General features: G+C 49.5%; 15 protein-coding genes. 9 read left to right on the top strand and 6 right to left on the bottom strand.

Annotated elements, in window-relative coordinates; translation table 11 throughout:
- From B9Y77_RS00960 to B9Y77_RS00950, 3 genes are read right to left on the bottom strand one after another with little or no spacing between them, the layout of a single operon-like run.
- Complete coding sequence (locus B9Y77_RS00960; protein ID WP_085490129.1) at positions 1–411, bottom strand: hypothetical protein; 411 nt, start codon at positions 409–411, stop codon at positions 1–3.
- A 4-nt stretch (positions 412–415) separates the two neighbouring features.
- The gene (rsgA, locus tag B9Y77_RS00955) at positions 416–1,624 is read right to left on the bottom strand and encodes a ribosome small subunit-dependent GTPase A (RefSeq protein ID WP_085490128.1); all 1,209 of its coding nucleotides are present in this window, start codon (positions 1,622–1,624) and stop codon (positions 416–418) included.
- On the bottom strand, positions 1,614–1,901 hold the full coding sequence (locus B9Y77_RS00950; protein WP_073424502.1) for a hypothetical protein: 288 nt from the start codon (positions 1,899–1,901) through the stop codon (positions 1,614–1,616). Before B9Y77_RS00950 ends, rsgA begins: the two co-directional genes overlap by 11 nt.
- Positions 1,902–2,148: 247 nt before the next feature.
- Between B9Y77_RS00950 and B9Y77_RS00945 the strand changes: the two genes are divergently transcribed.
- Both B9Y77_RS00945 and purF read left to right on the top strand, forming a co-directional pair.
- Positions 2,149–3,114, top strand: a complete 966-nt coding sequence (locus tag B9Y77_RS00945; RefSeq protein WP_085490127.1) for a UbiA family prenyltransferase — start codon at positions 2,149–2,151, stop codon at positions 3,112–3,114.
- Positions 3,115–3,346: 232 nt separating this feature from the next.
- Entirely contained in the window at positions 3,347–4,732 is a 1,386-nt protein-coding gene (gene purF / locus B9Y77_RS00940; protein WP_085490126.1) for an amidophosphoribosyltransferase, read from the top strand.
- Positions 4,733–4,862: 130 nt separating this feature from the next.
- On the opposite strand, the gene B9Y77_RS00935 is transcribed toward purF, so the two are convergent.
- A complete protein-coding gene (locus B9Y77_RS00935) occupies positions 4,863–5,783 on the bottom strand; it encodes an NAD-dependent epimerase/dehydratase family protein (RefSeq protein WP_085490125.1) in 921 nt (306 codons plus the stop codon).
- Positions 5,784–5,896: 113 nt separating this feature from the next.
- Here B9Y77_RS00935 and B9Y77_RS00930 point away from each other — a divergent pair, with 113 nt between their 5' ends.
- The 4 genes from B9Y77_RS00930 to B9Y77_RS00915 are packed head-to-tail and all read left to right on the top strand — an operon-like array spanning position 5,897 to position 9,016.
- A complete protein-coding gene (locus B9Y77_RS00930; RefSeq protein WP_085490124.1) occupies positions 5,897–6,931 on the top strand; it encodes a D-alanine--D-alanine ligase family protein in 1,035 nt (344 codons plus the stop codon).
- A gap of 2 nt (positions 6,932–6,933) precedes the next feature.
- Positions 6,934–7,563, top strand: a complete 630-nt coding sequence (gene tsaB, locus B9Y77_RS00925; protein ID WP_085490123.1) for a tRNA (adenosine(37)-N6)-threonylcarbamoyltransferase complex dimerization subunit type 1 TsaB — start codon at positions 6,934–6,936, stop codon at positions 7,561–7,563.
- Positions 7,564–7,610: 47 nt separating this feature from the next.
- Positions 7,611–8,039 carry a ribosomal protein S18-alanine N-acetyltransferase gene (gene rimI / locus B9Y77_RS00920; protein WP_085490122.1) on the top strand — a complete coding sequence of 143 codons (429 nt, stop codon included), beginning with the start codon at positions 7,611–7,613 and terminating at the stop codon, positions 8,037–8,039.
- A 5-nt stretch (positions 8,040–8,044) separates the two neighbouring features.
- The gene (locus B9Y77_RS00915) at positions 8,045–9,016 is read left to right on the top strand and encodes a YdcF family protein (protein ID WP_176221693.1); all 972 of its coding nucleotides are present in this window, start codon (positions 8,045–8,047) and stop codon (positions 9,014–9,016) included.
- 108 nt (positions 9,017–9,124) lie between these two features.
- Here the strand turns inward: B9Y77_RS00915 and B9Y77_RS00910 are convergent, their stop codons facing one another.
- Positions 9,125–10,792 carry a glycoside hydrolase family 9 protein gene (locus tag B9Y77_RS00910; RefSeq protein WP_085490120.1) on the bottom strand — a complete coding sequence of 556 codons (1,668 nt, stop codon included), beginning with the start codon at positions 10,790–10,792 and terminating at the stop codon, positions 9,125–9,127.
- Positions 10,793–10,900: 108 nt separating this feature from the next.
- Between B9Y77_RS00910 and B9Y77_RS00905 the strand changes: the two genes are divergently transcribed.
- Positions 10,901–13,249: a DUF748 domain-containing protein gene (locus B9Y77_RS00905; protein WP_085490119.1), complete on the top strand. Its 2,349-nt coding sequence runs from the start codon at positions 10,901–10,903 to the stop codon at positions 13,247–13,249.
- Between the two features lie 84 nt (positions 13,250–13,333).
- On the opposite strand, the gene B9Y77_RS00900 is transcribed toward B9Y77_RS00905, so the two are convergent.
- Positions 13,334–14,257 carry a sugar nucleotidyltransferase gene (locus B9Y77_RS00900; RefSeq protein WP_085490118.1) on the bottom strand — a complete coding sequence of 308 codons (924 nt, stop codon included), beginning with the start codon at positions 14,255–14,257 and terminating at the stop codon, positions 13,334–13,336.
- A gap of 363 nt (positions 14,258–14,620) precedes the next feature.
- On the opposite strand from B9Y77_RS00900, the gene groES reads away from it, so the two are divergent.
- Positions 14,621–14,911 carry a co-chaperone GroES gene (gene groES, locus B9Y77_RS00895; protein WP_348536625.1) on the top strand — a complete coding sequence of 97 codons (291 nt, stop codon included), beginning with the start codon at positions 14,621–14,623 and terminating at the stop codon, positions 14,909–14,911.
- Between the two features lie 32 nt (positions 14,912–14,943).
- Positions 14,944–16,578, top strand: a complete 1,635-nt coding sequence (gene groL / locus B9Y77_RS00890) for a chaperonin GroEL (RefSeq protein WP_073424514.1) — start codon at positions 14,944–14,946, stop codon at positions 16,576–16,578.
- Positions 16,579–16,681: the final 103 nt, after the last annotated feature.

Here is a 16,681-nt window from a genome sequence, read left to right as displayed (position 1 = left end):
TTACAATACCAAAGCTAAAGCAAAGACAAGCCCCATTACCGCATTCAAAAGAGCATCGTACTTTGAGACAAGAAAATTCTTTTGAGAAAGCGTTCTGTCTTGTAAGACTTGAATCAAGACCTTATCCGAAATAAGCAACGTGATTAACAACTTGCCGACCACAACAGCCACAAGCCAAATCACAATATCCGAAAAATAAATCAGCACCGAATAGCCGATAGATAACACACTAGACAGCAAAAGATTGGACCTGCGCAAATCGGCATCAGAGGCGGCATTGTCTTTTGCCATTTGCAAAAACTGGCTTGCTTTTTCAGAAACGACCTTATAGCTAGCCACAAATTCCGAAATATTATAGCCCATCAGAATAATCGAAGCGATGAGCGCAATTTTTACAACATAATCAGACATTGAATTACTTTCCTGAATTCAAAATTCGTACATAGCTTGCATAACGGGCTTCGGAGATTTTGCCCGATTCCACAGCCTCACGCACAGCGCAACCCGGTTCCTTGAGATGTTTGCAGTTGCTAAACTTGCACGTAAACAAGTCATCTTCAAAGAATCCCGGAAAAATCTTAGCGAGCGTTTCGGGTTCCATGTCCATAAGACCTATGCTACGGATACCCGGCGTATCAATCACGTAACCGCCACCCGGGAAATCGAACAAGCTCGAAGAGGTCGTCGTATGACGACCCTTGCCGTCACGTTCGCGGACATCTCCCGTGCGCAGTTCGGCATGCGGAACAAGCTCATTGATGAGCGTAGACTTGCCGACACCGCTCATGCCACTAAAGACCGAAGATTTACCGACGAGTTCATTGCGCAGGACTTCGAGACCATCCCCGCTTTTAACGCTCACGGGAATCACCTTGTCCACGATTTTCATAAAATCACGGATATCCGTCGATAGGTCCGCTTCGCCATTCGGCAGCAAATCCATCTTGGTAAGCACCAGCACAAACGGCAAATCGTTCAAGTTTGCGGCAAGCAAAAAGCGGTCCATGAACCCGTAGTTGAATTCCGGCTGCGTCACGCTTGCGACAATCACAACCTGATCGATATTCGCGGCAAGCGTCTGCTGCTTGTAGAAGCTATCGCGCGGACCCGGGCGCTTGAGTTCGCTCTTTCGCGGGAGCACTCGCACAACGCAATACTTCTGCGAACCGACACCATCGCCTTCATCATCAGCATCATTCACGAGTCCGAGCAAAACACGGTCGCCCACGGCAGGGAATTCCCCGAGCGTTTTGGACGTCGTCGCACGGTACATGGCGGTAACAGTAGACGGTAGGAAGTCGGAAGTAGGAAGGTTGTCATGCCCGCCTTGAGCGGGCACCTCCTTCTCGTTTAATCTCACTTCACAGGTGCGGCGGTGGACTTCGAGCACAAGCCCTTCCACGCAATTTTCTTCACCGATGTTTTCGACCGGATTCTTGATGCGCTTGATTTTCGCCTTTTTAAATTCGCGACTGAAACGTTCCTTGATCGGACGTTCATCAACAACTCCCGATTCCAATTCACGCATCACGTCGATACGGCGGCTTCTGTGTTCGCGCCTGGACGTGCGAACACTCTTCAATGGGGCTTCATTTTCGTCGGAATCAAAATCGTTATTTCGCATCTTTCTTCAATTTAGAAAGTTTTTCGTCTTCAAGCTCCCGCGCTTCTTCCAATTCCTCTTCAGTCACCGGGCGTCCACGGCGAATTGATTCCATCAAAAAATGAATCGCCTTCAGGCGGCCATTGCACTTTTCGATGCAATTGTCATAAAAACCTTTCGTTTTCCAGTCACTTTCGGGAATATGTTCCGAGGCGTACAGAAAATGCTCAACACAAATAGAAAGCTGTTCCGCTTCCTTTCTCAAATCTTCCAAATTACTCTTCGTAAAAAAAGGCATAGTGTAAAGATAGAAATTAGAACTTAGAGCTTAGCCCCTATAGACGTCATGTTGAGTTCAAAGAACGAAACATCCAGTTATTTCTTGATAACTAGACTTTACTGGATCCATCGCTTCGCTCTGGATGACGTAGCAGTATAGTCGTACTGAACTATTTTTTCGCACATTTAAGGCAATTTTAAAGACATGACTCTTTTCACAGAGGTATTTTTTGTCTATTATTCTGCTATAATCGAAGGGAAAATCAATGATTTCTACGATCTATAAGCTTTTTAAGATGACTCGTCCCGTGAATATCGTGATTGCCATAATCACACTTCTCGTGGGCTACACTTTACTACAGCACAACCCCACCCTCCCTGTTTTAATCCTGCAAATGCTCGGTTTTGCCACCGCCATCGGATTCGCCAACATCCAAAACGACATTCTCGATTTGGAGTGCGACAAGCTGAGCCACCCGGAACGCCCCCTTGCTACCGGCGAAGTTTCGGTCAAGGCAGCCCGCATAACATGCTATACCTTGGCAGCTATAACACTTCTTTGCGGAATTGGCGATAGCGTCATACAAAATATCAGATTCATTGATATTGTTAAAGACCCAGAACACGCTCTTGATTTCGGCTGGATGGGCGCACTCATCTTGTCTTTCCCGATGTGGTTCTTTGCATTGCTTTGCGCACTACTCGTTGCATACAACCGCACGCTCAAGCGTTCTCCAGCACTCAAGAACATCACAGTCGCGTTCCTTTGCACAACTCCGCTACTGTATGCCGTTCAACATTTCTTTAACTTTTCGAACCACGACTTTCCTGAAGAACACATGTGGGCCATCATCCCCGCGATTCCATTTGCGTTTTTGCTGACCATCGCCCGTGAAATCTACAAGGACTTGGAAGACAAAACGGGAGACCTCAAGGCTGGCATTATGACATTCCCGCTCGTTGTTGGAGACAAAGTAGCAAGAAGACTTGCTGGCGATATCATCATTTTCACGTGGATTTCGCTCCCACTCCCGGTTTTCTTTTTAGACAAACTTTTCGACCACAATTATCCGCCGATTTTCCTCGCCATGACAGCAGCGACACTAACCCCTTGTTTCTTCATCGTCATCATGAGTGCAAGCAGCCAAAATTACCGTCGTGCACAGACATTCACAAAATTTGCAATGTTACTCGGGCTCATTTCACTCCTATTTTGCTCAATAGTCCAATAACAATCCGCGCTATTAACGATTTCCATGAATCTCCTCATTTCCGAGGAGATTTTCATTTTGTGTAATGTTTTACATTTTGTGTTTTACAATTTACGTAATATCATTCGTAGAAAGCGCGTTTTACGTTTATGGCACGCATTTTGCTAATCCGCGGCGTCCGCTTCCCCGCTTGCACCCGTATGGGTGAGCTAAGGCCCTCGAGGCAAGGGAGGCTCCACTTCAAAGAGGCGTTATGCTCGAAGAATTGCATGAAGAATGCGGCGTCATCGGTATCTATAACGGTGATAATGTGGCCCGCAATGTAGCCATGGGACTTTACGCATTGCAGCACCGCGGTCAAGAAAGTGCCGGGTTCGCTGTTTCTGACGGAGACAAAGTCCGAGTCCGCAAGTCCATGGGTCTGGTTTCCACCCTTTTAAGAGATTACAACATCGACGAACTGCAAGGTTTTGCAGGTATCGGACACGTGCGTTACAGCACAACAGGTGCCTCCACCCTCGCGAACGCTCAGCCGATTTTGATCAGCTGCAAATGGGGACAAATCGCAGTCGCCCACAACGGGAACATCACAAACGCTCCCGAACTCCGCGCCGAGATGGAAGCCGACGGTCATATTTTCCAGACCACATCCGATTCTGAAATTCTCCTGCACGAAATCGCCCGCACCAAGGCGGACACTTTAGGCGAAGCCATCAAGATTGCCATTACCAAATTTACCGGCAGCTTCTGCCTCGTATTCTTAAGCAAAGACACAATGTACGTCGCCCGCGACGGTTACGGTTTTAGACCTCTTTCGATTGCCCGCATGGGTAAATCCTGGTGCGTCGCTAGCGAAACTTGCGCTTTCGACTTGCTCGGTGCAAACTACGTTCGCGACATCCAGCCCGGCGAATTCTTGACCATTACCAAGAACGGTCTCCATTCCGAACGCTTTACGCAAAAAGACCGCCTCGCCCACTGCATTTTCGAATACATTTACTTCAGCCGTCCGGACTCCAAGATTTTCGAACAAAGCTGCGACAAGATTCGCCGTAAGATGGGCAAGCAACTCGCCAAGGAATGCCCGGTCGATGCCGATATCGTTATTTCTGTGCCGGATAGCGCCACCACAGCCGCGCTCGGTTACGCACAAGCTAGCGGCATCTGTTTTGAAATTGGACTTTTGAGAAACCATTACGTGGGCCGTACATTCATCGACCCGACGCAGAACGTCCGCGAACAGAAAGTCCGCTTAAAGTTCAACCCGATTGAAGGTGTGCTTAAGAACAAACGAGTTTGCGTCGTCGAAGACTCCATCGTTCGCGGCACAACACTCCGCATTCTCTCTAGAATGCTCCGTGATGCAGGCGCCCTCGAAGTGCACATCCGCATCGCATCGCCTCCAGTCGCGCACCCGTGCTTCTTCGGGATGGACTTCCCGAGCCAGGGCGAACTTGCCGCAAGCTCCATGACTCCCGATGAAATCGCTAAGATGCTCGGCGTCGAAAGCCTCGGCTACCTGAGCGTCGAAGGCATGAAGAATTGCACTGGTGAAGGCGAAAACTACTGCGCCGCATGCTTTGATAACTGCTACCCCGACTACATCGGCGCCCACGCCGAAAAGACGAGATGCGGGTAATTTAACTGGACCCTTCGCGTTGCTCAGGGTGACGAAAAAGCAAGGTGGCGGGCATGACAGAAAGACGAGAGAGGCGGGCTAAAGCCCGCCTTTTTCTATTGACCAAGGATCAATAACTAACAACTATCGCTTATGCGTTTTCGAAAGTCCAGCGGATGTGTTCGTCTAAGAAGTCGTGAGCGTCAAACGCAAGACCGAAGCAATCCTTGATTTTCTGAACATCATAGAGCATCGGATCGTCGCTCCAGCCCATGTCAGTTTCCACAATCTTAGAAGTACAACCCGGCTTGAGGGCAATCATCTTCTGCGCAATTTCCTTCCAGCTAATCCATTCGGATCCGAGTCCCAAGAAGATTTCTTCATTGTAGTCGGATTCCAGCAATTTCATATAAATTTGAGCCTGCTGGGAAGCATGGATAAACTGCGTGCCATCGTTCTTGATGATGTTGATATCGCGGTTTTCCTTGACGGCGTAAGCCATTTCAAAGAAGCGACGGTCCGGCTGCGAACAGCCATCGGGGAACGCCGGATTGCCAAACGTATATCCCGGACGAATGATGTTGCGCTTCATCTTGACTTCGGGGAACTGGCTTCCGTAACCGTGGCTAAAGCCAAGTACAAAAGCTTCGCCCGCCGCCTTGGTGGCGCCGTACAAGTCAATCGGCATATTGCTTGTGGTTTCGCGCATTTCGGAACGCACACGGCCCATAGCCGAAGTACTACTCGTCATGATAAACTTTTCACAGCCTGCACGAGCGGACATTTCCAAAAGAGCCACCGTTGCACGGGTATCGTTCATGAGCATAGCGCTCGGGGAATCGCCCCAGCCAAGAGCCACATGGATGCAAGCGTCGCAACCAATCAGGCCTTCGCCCATTTTTTCAAAATCCGTAAGAGCAGCCTCGACAAACGAGACGTTCGGATTAGCTCTTAATGTCGGCACCTTGTTCGGGTGGCGCGTTGCGACAACAACTTCGTGACCTTTCTCCAAAAGCGCCTTGACCACGTAATGGCCAATAAAACCAGTTCCACCCGTTACAAAAACTCGCATAAGAACTCCTTTTTCAACACCTATCTTTTTCAATATAGATTATGTCAGTTCAATCCGGCAAGAGTTTACGTGAAATTACTAGATTAAATCTCGAAATTTCTAGTGAGGTTTTTATGTCCCGTTTACGCGTTTTGGTATTGATGGGCGGTCCATCTACTGAACATGATGTTTCTGTCGTTAGCGGTACTGGCGTTGTGCGCGCCATGGATCCGGAAAAGTACAATATCCACCCGGTGCTCATCGACAAGGACGGCACCTGGCACTGGTCTTCCCGTGAACTTTCTCCATACCAGAAAGCAAATTTCTCGGCAAACTATTTCCACAGCCTCGAAGGTTCAGCCGCCAACAAGAAGAAGTCTCCGGCACTTTCGGAACTCCCGTCAGCTGACATCGCATTCCTCGCCCTCCACGGCAAGTGGGGCGAAGACGGCCACATCCAGGCAATGCTCGAAAACTGGAACATTCCGTACACGGGTTGCGGCCTTTTGGCATCGGCACTCGCCATGGACAAGATCAAGTCCAAAGAAATTTACCGTGCAAATGGCATCCTGACTCCGCCTTACCGCGTGATCTGGAAGCACGACTTTACCGGTGACACACTCGTAAGCGTTGCCGACGAACTCGGATACCCGCTCGTGATCAAGGACCCGCTGGGAGGCTCTTCCATCGGCATTGGCATCGCCAAGAATCTCGACGAAGCCGGCAAGATTGCACAGGACTTGTTCAAGGATTCTAACCGTTTGCTCTGCGAAAAGTTCATCGCCGGTGGCGAAGCGAGCTGCGGTTACATCGAAGGTGAAAAGCCGCTCCCGCCGACTGAAATGCGCATGACGACCCGTGAATACTTTGACTTCGAAGCGAAGTACAACGGCGAATGCCAGGAAGTCACTCCGGCTGAATTTGCACCGGAACTTACCGCTCGCATCCAGGAACTTGTGAAGAACGCCCACTACGCTTTGGGCGGCGCTGGCTATAGCCGCACGGACGTCCGCATCACGAAGGACGGCGAACTCTTTGCAATTGAAACGAACACGCTCCCGGGCATGACCCCGACATCGCTGTTGCCGCAACAGGCAGCTTGCGTTGGCATCACCTACAGCCAGCTCATCGACCTCATCATCGACAAGAGCTTGGAGATTAAGCGTTAGTCATGAACTACGATCTTTTTGTAGACACATCCCGAAAGGGTATTGCAATGGCGCTGTGCGCGGACTCCGTGTACGAAGAAATGGTCGATCCGTCTGCCAAGGGCGAAATTCTGAGCGCAAGCTTGGATAACCTTTTGGCTAAGGTCGGCGCCACTCTCGATGACGTGAAGCGCGTCATGGTGACTGTCGGACCGGGTTCGTTCAGCGGACTGCGCACGGGCGTTGCATTCTGCCAGGGGCTTTGCTTCAGCGGCAAACGCAATTTGTATGGTGTGACGACATTGCAAGCACTCGCCTGCTTTGCCGGCGTTTCCGATGAATCTGTAGCAGTCGTAATTCGTGCACGCAATGGATTCTGGTACTTGCGCTTGAACAACGAAGAGAGCTTTATCGAAACTGCAGATGTCGTTGCACGACTCCAGGCAAGTTCTGTGAAGAACGCCGTTGTCGATGCAGCTGCACTTGCAGACGAAGCGCTCGTCGCCGTGTTCAAGGACAAGGGAATCGCAACGACTCTCGACACCGATAAGAAGCTCAACATGTGGACTCCGCTTTTTGATACAGTGAAGCCTTCGCTCATTCAAGAAGCGAACTACATCCAGCCCTCTTACTTCGAGAAGCTGAAAACTTAGTAGGCGGTAGGAAGTAGACAGTAGGAAGAGAAAAGCTGGAATCACAAATGCAGTTGCGAAATATGACAGAATCCGATTTGCCACAAGTTCTCGAATTGCAACGGGAACTTGCGTTTCAGGATTGGAACGAAAAGCAATTTTCGTCGGAAATCCGTGCAAGTTACGCGTACTGCGTTGTTTGTGAAGAAGCCGACAAGCTTTTAGGCTACGCAATATTCCATTTGCTCGGTCCCGATTCCGAACTGTTAAGTATTGCGACACGCACATCTGAACAGCGCAAGGGCATCGGGAGCCAGCTTTTGAAAGCGGGCTTGGACAAACTCACCGAAAGTGGAGACCAATGCTTTTTAGAAGTTCGCGATGGCAACGCCAAGGCTCGCGCCTTTTACGAGAAGCACGGATTCAAGCTGTATAGCGTTCGCAAGAAATATTATTCCGATGGCGAAGACGCCGCATTGTACAAATTCAGCAGGTAATTATTTTGTCAATAATTCGCAAATCCGACAAGAACGATCGAAAGAAAAAGAACTTCAGCGTGGGCATAGCGCTGCTGATTTTATTTGTTATTGCAGTCCTCACATACGCCATTTTTGAAAAGAGCGGTCACTGGCTTGTCCAAAATGATGAAGTCGACCACGTCAAATGGGTTGCAGTACTCGACGGACAAACCGCAGATCTTGAACGTAGCGATTATGCGGCAAATCTCGTCAAAGAAGGCAAAGCCGATTCCGTATTGCTCCTTGGTCGCCGTGTCTACCGAGAACGCAGCAATTCCGAATTCTACGCCGAAGACTTTATGAAGCTCGGTGCATTTGATAGCAATGCCGTTTTCCTTGTTCCGCACAACGACCCCTCCACCATTAGCGAAGCCTACTCTATTATTCCTTGGTTAAAAAAGCATAATATCGATACAGTTCTCTTGCTGACTGATGCAGCATCGACGTATCGCGTCAAGAGAATTTTCCAAAAACTTTCGGGCAATAGCCCTGTTTACGTGACCAAAGACATCCATCACGTGACATACAATCCCAACTGCTGGTACAGCAATCGCGAGTCGCGCAAAACCTGGCTCCGTGGCTGGGCAGCACTCTTTGCTTCATACCTTGACCTGTTCAACACAGACACGCTTGAAGCAGTCGATTCCTCTTATTACAAGCCCATTAAATCTTACGCAGAATACAAGCGCGAGTTTCGTTCGAACGTCAACTTGCAAAAGCTCCTACCAAAGATTGAAGACAAGATAAAGACAGAATCGGAGAAAGAAACCGTTAAGGATTCCGTGAAAACGTCTGTGACAGAATCAAGCAAGACGCAGGAAAAAGCTCCTGAAAAAGCACAAGCCAAGGAAACGCCCAAAGCCACGGCTAAAGAAACGCCGAAGGATAAGGCTGCGGAAAAGAAGACTGATGCTAAAGCGCCTAACAAGACGCCAGCAAAGCAAGGCAAGAAATAACTAAATGGAGATGCCCGCATCCTTCGGCTACGCTCAGGACAGGCTCCGGCGGGCATGACAACGTCACTGAGCAAGACTATTTAGCCGCGCATTTCACGCAAGCAGCAATTAAGCGCTTAGCAATAAAAGTACAGCGGTCAACGGTGCACTCCAGTTAATAGCGACTTCATTACTCGCAAAAGAGCATTGTTCGTCAGCATAGGACATGCCACGAGCTTCGCCCAAATAATGCGGATTTCGATGAGTATCTTGGCGGTCTTCGTTAATGCCACCAACGACAAGTCCCGGCACAGGTTCATCAACGCCATCAGAATGGCTAATGCGATGGTGCGGGAACTTCGGAGAACTCCACGCCGAGCCTGTTACAAAGCTCACGTCCACAGGATTCTTGCCGTAAATAAATTCAATTTGTTCCATCGCCGCATTGCGATACTTCAATTCATCAAGCCATTCATACGCCAAATACAAAGTCAGCGCATGGTTCGCAATATCGCCATTGCTCCCCCAAATAAACTTGCGGATCGAAAGTTCATACGGGTCTTCATTTTGCAAATGCAAAATTTCATCGGCTGTGTACTTGAACGCCATTCGAGCACGGTCTTTCCACTTGCAATCAGTCGTTGCCAAAGCAAACCAAGCCAAGTTCTGAGTCGAACGCCATTGCAAACCATACGTCGGCAAGTACGTATCCATATCCACCAATAATTGACTTTTCAGGCGTTCAAGCATCCCGGCAACGCCCACATCAGCGATACTTTCAACATTTTTCAGTTCGCGGTACAGCATGGCTCGCGCCCAGAAAAAGTCATCGCCTAAATCAGAATCGCCATAGCCGCCGCTGCCTTCCGTATTGTGCGGCCAATCAACTTCGGGATTTTTCTCAGCCCAAAGGAAAGCCCGGATACTAGCAAACAAACATTTTTCTGCAAATTCGCTATCGACATTTGCGTAAACGTGATGCGCCTGTGCAAGCGCGCCCGCAAAATTCAAAGCCGAAGATGTAGACTTGCCAAGAATGTAGCGCTTTTGAGAAGCATCCGATTCCAACGGAGTCACAAAGCCATCCCAACGGTAAGGCGTTACCTTGAAAAATACGCCACCATCTTCGTCTTGCATGCGCAAGAAAAATTCCAGTTCAAAACGGATTTCATCAAGCAAGCTTACCGGCAGTTCGTACGTTTCCTTGAACGCCGCCCCACCAACAATCGAAGACTTTTGAGAATGAGCCTGCATGAGTTCGCAGCCAAGCATCAGCGTCGCCACGCTCACCCCACCATTCACAATGTACTTGCCGTAATCTCCAGCATCATACCAGCCACCATGAGCGTTCCAAAGCCCAGCACGTTCCATCGTCGGGTGGAATTCCAGCTTGTCATCCAAGTGCGCCGCCGGGCGAGCCCAAATCCCTGCCAAGCGTTCCGGCAATTCGACACCGCTCCGTTGGTAATAAAACGACTTGATATTTGCCTTGAGTTCGCGAACGAGCCATTCATCCGAGACTTCAAAAAAATGCGACTTCACATCAAAGTCTTCCAGGACAATCTGATATCGCCCCGGTGCCGTTACTGCAGTAAAAAAGCCTTTGTACAAACACTCGCCCGTATATGCGCAACGGGAAATTTTTTCAGTCTCGCCCTTATAGACTTCGCGAGAATCGCTGTCCAAAATTTTGAACTTGACCGAAGGCAAATAAACGTCCTCCGAAAAAGCCACCAAAAAAGTCTTGGAAGCCGAGGGAACGTAACCGGGATGACAATAATGGATTTTCGCGTTCATACCCTAAGAATAACTTTTTTCGGACAAAGACGGAAAACAAATCGCGACAGACGTGTTTACTATAGGGAACATAACATTTTCGTCACAATTATATTTAGATTTTATACTATGAAAAAGCCACTCAAAATTACCCTCATTGTATTAGGATCTCTGATCCTCCTCTACTTCGTCACACTACTCGTAGCGCCCAAGATTGCACGTAGCTACATCGAAGAGCACTCCAAGGAAATGATTGGCCGAAGCATCACCATCAAGGACATCAGCCTGAACCCGTTCACCTACGTTTTGGACGTAGATACGCTCGCGGTCATGGAAGCGGACGACAAGACCCGCTTTGTCGCGTTCGACAAGTTCAGCATGAACATCAACCCGCTAAAGCTCTTCACGAGAACGCTCGACATCAGCGACATCTACATGAAGGCGCTTTACGTTCGAGTCAAACAGCATGGCGAGCGCTTCAACTTTAGCGACATTCTGGATTTTCTAGCCCAAAAGGATAGCCTCTACTACGCCGAGCACCCCGAAGAAAAGAAAGTCGAATCGGACAGCAGCAAGAGCGCTGCAGAAATTGCGGCAGGCCTCCCCGTCAAGCTCAGCCTCCGCAACATCGTATTTGACAAAGGCAATATTATATATCAGGACACAAAGGTCGGCTCCAAGTTCCACCTCAAGGATTTCTCGATTAACATCCCCGCCATTTACCTCGAAGACAACTCGACCGGTGTCGACGTGAGCCTCAAGTTCGCAGACGGCGGTGACCTCAGCGTCAAGGTCGACGCCAACATGGCAACATACGACTTCAATATTTTCCTGAACCTGAACCGTTTTGCCCTCAGCTGCATCAAGCCGTACCTGAACGATTCCATCAACTACAAGGACTTCTCCGGTTACCTCTCCGCCAACATCGCTATCAGCGGAAACATCAACAGCATCCTCGCCTCGAACGTCAAGGGCAAGGTTTCGCTTGACAAGATTGACCTCACCGAAGTCAGCGGAAGCAAGCTCGGCGCAGAAAACGTCACGGTCGGCATCAACAAGGCAAACATCGTAGATAACGAATTCCTCATCGACTCCGTCATCGTGGATGGCGCATTTGCCCATATCGACTTGTTCAAGAACGGCAAAAACAATTTTGATATTCTCCTCTCCCCGAAGGGCAAAGTCGAAGAAAGCGCAACTGATTCAACCGCAGCCGAATCCACGCCTGCAGAACCGGTCGCAGAAACAGCAGAAAACACCAAACAAGAATCCGCCGACACGACAAAGGTCGCCGCAGATACAACTAGCGCAGCCACCGCAGAAAAGTCCGCCGCCGCAAAGAAGCTCAAAGCCAAGATCAACAAGCTCCTCGTCAAGAATACCGTCGTAACTGCAACGGACCACACCATCATCCGCCCGTTCAATTACAAGGTAAGCGCCATTACCGTTAGCGGTCAGAACATCAACTACGACACGCCTTGCGACGTGACCGTTTCCGCAGCATTCCCCGAAGGCGGTAGCCTCTCGCTCAAGTACCATGGTGCACTCAGCAACCTCAAGACGATGGACATCTACATCAGCATCAAGAACCTCGTACTTAAGCACTTCTCGAATTACTCGTTGCACTACACCGCCTACCCGCTCAAGGCAGGCACGCTCGCTTTCGCTAGCGAAAACAAGATTGTAGACCGCAACCTCGACAGCAAGAACACTATCGACATTTACAACATCACCGTCGGTGACAAGGTAGACGACATTGATCCGGAATACACCGTCCCGATGAAGATTGGTCTCTACATCTTGAAGGACAAGGACGACAAGATTCAGTTCGACGTCCCGGTCAAGGGCAATTTGGATGACCCGGAATTCTCTTACGGCAAGATTATTTGGAAGACCGTCGTGAACCTGCTCGTGAAGGTTGCCATCTCTCCGTTCAGACTCGTCGGAAACCTCGCCATGGCAGGCGCCAACGCCCTCGGCTTTGACCTCGGCAAGAACAACGAAGTGCTGATTGATGCCAACACCGAAACGTTCACTAGCGAACAGTACGCGAAAGCAATCAAGATGACGGAAATGCTCCAGAAGGATCCGAAGTTAATGCTGACCTTCACGCAGTACTACAACCCGAGAAAGACAGCCAAGGAATACAAGGTCAAGCAGCTCAAGATTGACTTCTACAAACAAAAGAACAACAAGACGGAACTGAACGAGCTCGACTACAGGGCCATCGAAGAAATCAAGGATAAGGACAAGGAGTTCCAAGCCTACGTCAAGGAACATTCCGCCGAAATCGACAAGAACTACATGATGAAGGTTCTCCCGCAAATGGCAACCAAGCGCAACAACGATCTCCTCAAGGTCTTGCGCGCACAGCCGGGAGTCACAAAGAAGAACCTGAAGGTCATCACGGCACCGAGAGACGCGCTCCGCGGCTACAAGGACAAGCCGATGTATAAAGTCAATGTAGACGTGCAATAAAGCAAAAAGGACATCGCTAAGCGATGTCCTTTTTTTAATACGCATCAAGAGTGCCGCGTTTTTCTGCGCTACGCCCTTCAAAAACTACTGGTGAATCACAGCGTCCGCAACTTTCTGGTTTGCAACCTTCACGCCTGCCCAAAGGATAGCATCGCTAACTTCGGAGTTTTCAATCACGCAGCCATCGCCTACCGACACGTTAGGACCAACCTTGGAATTCTTGATGACCACGTTCTCGCCAATATGGCAAGGCATAATCACTTCGGAACCTTCAAAAGCCTTCGGTGCAGATTTTTCATTGCGCTGCAGCACGTGAGCATTTGTTGCAAGCAGCGTTTCGACAAGACCACAGTCCAACCACTTTTCGACCGGAGCCGTGTGGAACTTGCAACCGTGCTGGATCATGCGTTCAAGAGCATCCGTCAATTGATACTCACCCTTCGTGCGAATGTCGTTCTGCATGAGGTAGTTCAAAGCCTCCTTGAGAGCCTTGACGTCCTTGATATAATAAATACCGACAATAGCTTCGTCCGAAACAAATTCCTGCGGTTTTTCGACAAGGCGTTCGATATGACCATCCTTGTCCGTAACAGCGACACCGAAACGCTTCGGGTCTTCAACCTTGAACGTGTAAAGAACGTTTTCATTCTCATTTTTCAAAATGGAAAGGTCGGCTTCGAACAGAGTATCACCGAGGATAATCAAAAGCGGTTCGTCATCACTGACATACGGGAGCGCAAGACTAATAGCTTCACCTAAGCCCTGAGGATTGGACTGAACCACCGTACGGACAGCGCCCCATTCCGGTCTCTGCTTCAAGAATTCGTCCACAACCGAAGCTTTATACCCCGTAATGAAAACCGTTTCAGAAGGTTTCAAGAACATGGTATTTTCGACGATCCAATCCAAGATTGTCTTACCAGCAACAGGAAGCAAGCACTTAGGCACATTTTCTGTATATGGGCGGAGACGGACACCGTTTCCAGCAACAGGGAGGACTATTTTCATTCAAAAACCCTTTTTATTATAGTGTAGCAAAACACCCACAAGTGAGGCAAAAGATAAAAAAAATGTAATAAAAAAGCAACTTATTTTGTCTTTTATCGTTATTTTGTACCACTTTTATATCACATGTTGATCAATTTCACATTGAAACACTCTTTTTAGCAATAGAGGACTAGCACGAGCGGACAAGTTTCAAAATTAAACACACATAGCAAAGTCAACACATAAACCTAGCTAAGATTGGTTTATTTATGATTTGGCACGGAAATTGCTTTAAAAGGGTCGAAACAAAAATATGGTCCAATTTGGAACAACTCCAACATCCAGTCGGATCAATCAATTTAACTGGGCACTGCCCAAAAGAGGATAAGTAAGATGATCAAGCCTTTAGCAGATCGAATCGTTGTCAAGCCGGCAGAAGCTGAACAGAAGACCTCCTCCGGTCTCTTCATTCCGGATAATGCAAAGGAAAAGCCGATGCAGGGTAAGGTCGTGGCCGTAGGTCCGGGTCGCAAGAACGACAAGGGCGAACTCGTCGCTATGGAAGTCAAGGTTGGCGACGTGGTGCTTTATGGCAAGTACAGCGGTACAGAAGTCAATGTCGATGGCGAAAACTACCTCATCGTCAAGGAATCCGACGTTATCGCAACGCTCTAATACAAAAAGAATTTTAAAAAGGAAAATCAAAAATGGCAAAGCAATTGAAGTTTGATGTAGCAGCTCGCGAATCCCTCATGAAGGGCGTTGACAAGCTCGCCAATGCAGTTAAGGTCACTCTCGGTCCTAAGGGCCGTAACGTCATGATCGCACGTTCTTTCGGTGCTCCGAACGTCACTAAGGACGGCGTTTCTGTCGCTAAGGAAGTCGAACTCGAAGACGCATACGAAAATCTCGGTGCTCAGATGGCTAAGGAAGTCGCTAACAAGACTTCTGACGCTGCTGGTGACGGTACCACGACAGCAACCGTTCTCGCACAGGCAATCACTCGCGAAGGCCTCAAGAACGTCGCTGCCGGTGCAAACCCGATGGACATCAAGCGCGGTATGGACGCTGCTGTCGAAGCTGTGATCAAGGAAGTCGGCAAGATGGCCGTCAAGATTAACGGCAAGGAACACATCGCCCAGGTCGCAACGATTTCTGCTAACAACGACCCGGAAATTGGCGAACTCCTCGCCAACGCTATGGAAAAGGTCGGTAACGATGGCGTCATCACCATCGAAGAATCCAAGACTGCTGAAACCGTCCTCGACGTTGTCGAAGGTATGCAGTTCGACCGTGGCTACCTCTCTCCGTACTTCGTTACGAACACGGACAGCATGGAAGTCGCTCTCGAAAATCCGTACATCCTCTTGTACGACAAGAAGATTTCTACCATGAAAGATTTGCTCCCGATGCTCGAACATGTTGCTAAGCAGGGCAAGTCTCTCCTCATCATCGCCGAAGACGTCGATGGCGAAGCTCTCGCAACGCTCGTTGTGAACAAGATGCGCGGCACTTTGAAGGTTGCTGCCGTTAAGGCTCCGGGCTTTGGCGACCGTCGTAAGGCCATGCTCGAAGATATCGCAATCCTCACTGGCGGTATGCTCGTCTCCGAAGACACGGGTGCAAAGCTCGAAGATGCTCCGGTTACCGTTCTCGGTAAGGCAAAGTCCATCACCATCACTAAGGACAACACCACGATCGTCGAAGGTGCTGGCGACGCCGCTTCTATCAAGGGCCGTATCGCTCAGATCAAGAAGCAGATCGAAGCTACCACGAGCGACTACGACCGTGAAAAGCTCCAGGAACGCTTGGCAAAGCTCGCCGGTGGCGTTGCTGTGATCAAGGTCGGTGCTGCTACCGAAGTTGAAATGAAGGAAAAGAAGGACCGCGTCGACGACGCTATGCACGCAACTCGCGCCGCTGTCGAAGAAGGTATCGTTCCGGGTGGTGGCGTTGCTCTCATCCGCGCAGAAAAGGCTATCGACGCTCTCAAGTTCGACAATGCCGACCAGAAGACTGGTGCTGCAATCATCCGCCGCGCTATCGAAGAACCGCTCCGCCAGATCGTCCAGAACGCTGGCCTCGAAGGTTCCGTGGTCGTGAACAAGGTCAAGGAAGGCAAGGACGGCTTTGGCTACAACGCTAAGACCGACACTTACGAAGACCTCATCAAGGCTGGCGTTATCGACCCGGCTAAGGTGACTCGCACGGCTCTCAAGAACGCCTCCTCCATCGCTTCGATGATCCTTACGACTGACTGCGTGATCACCGAAAAGAAGGAACCGAAGGCTCCGGCAGCTCCGGCTATGGATCCGTCCATGGGCATGGGCGGCATGATGTAATCAACCGCTGAATGCGCGCGAACAGCGCGCATCTAGGCTGCTAGAATTTCATATTCTAACTCCACTAAAAATCCCGACTCTGCAGAGTCGGGATTTTTTTGCA

It is taken from the genome of Fibrobacter sp. UWB13 (assembly GCF_900177805.1).
Taxonomy (GTDB): Bacteria; Fibrobacterota; Fibrobacteria; order Fibrobacterales; family Fibrobacteraceae; genus Fibrobacter.
This window is presented reverse-complemented; position numbering and strand designations above follow the sequence as displayed.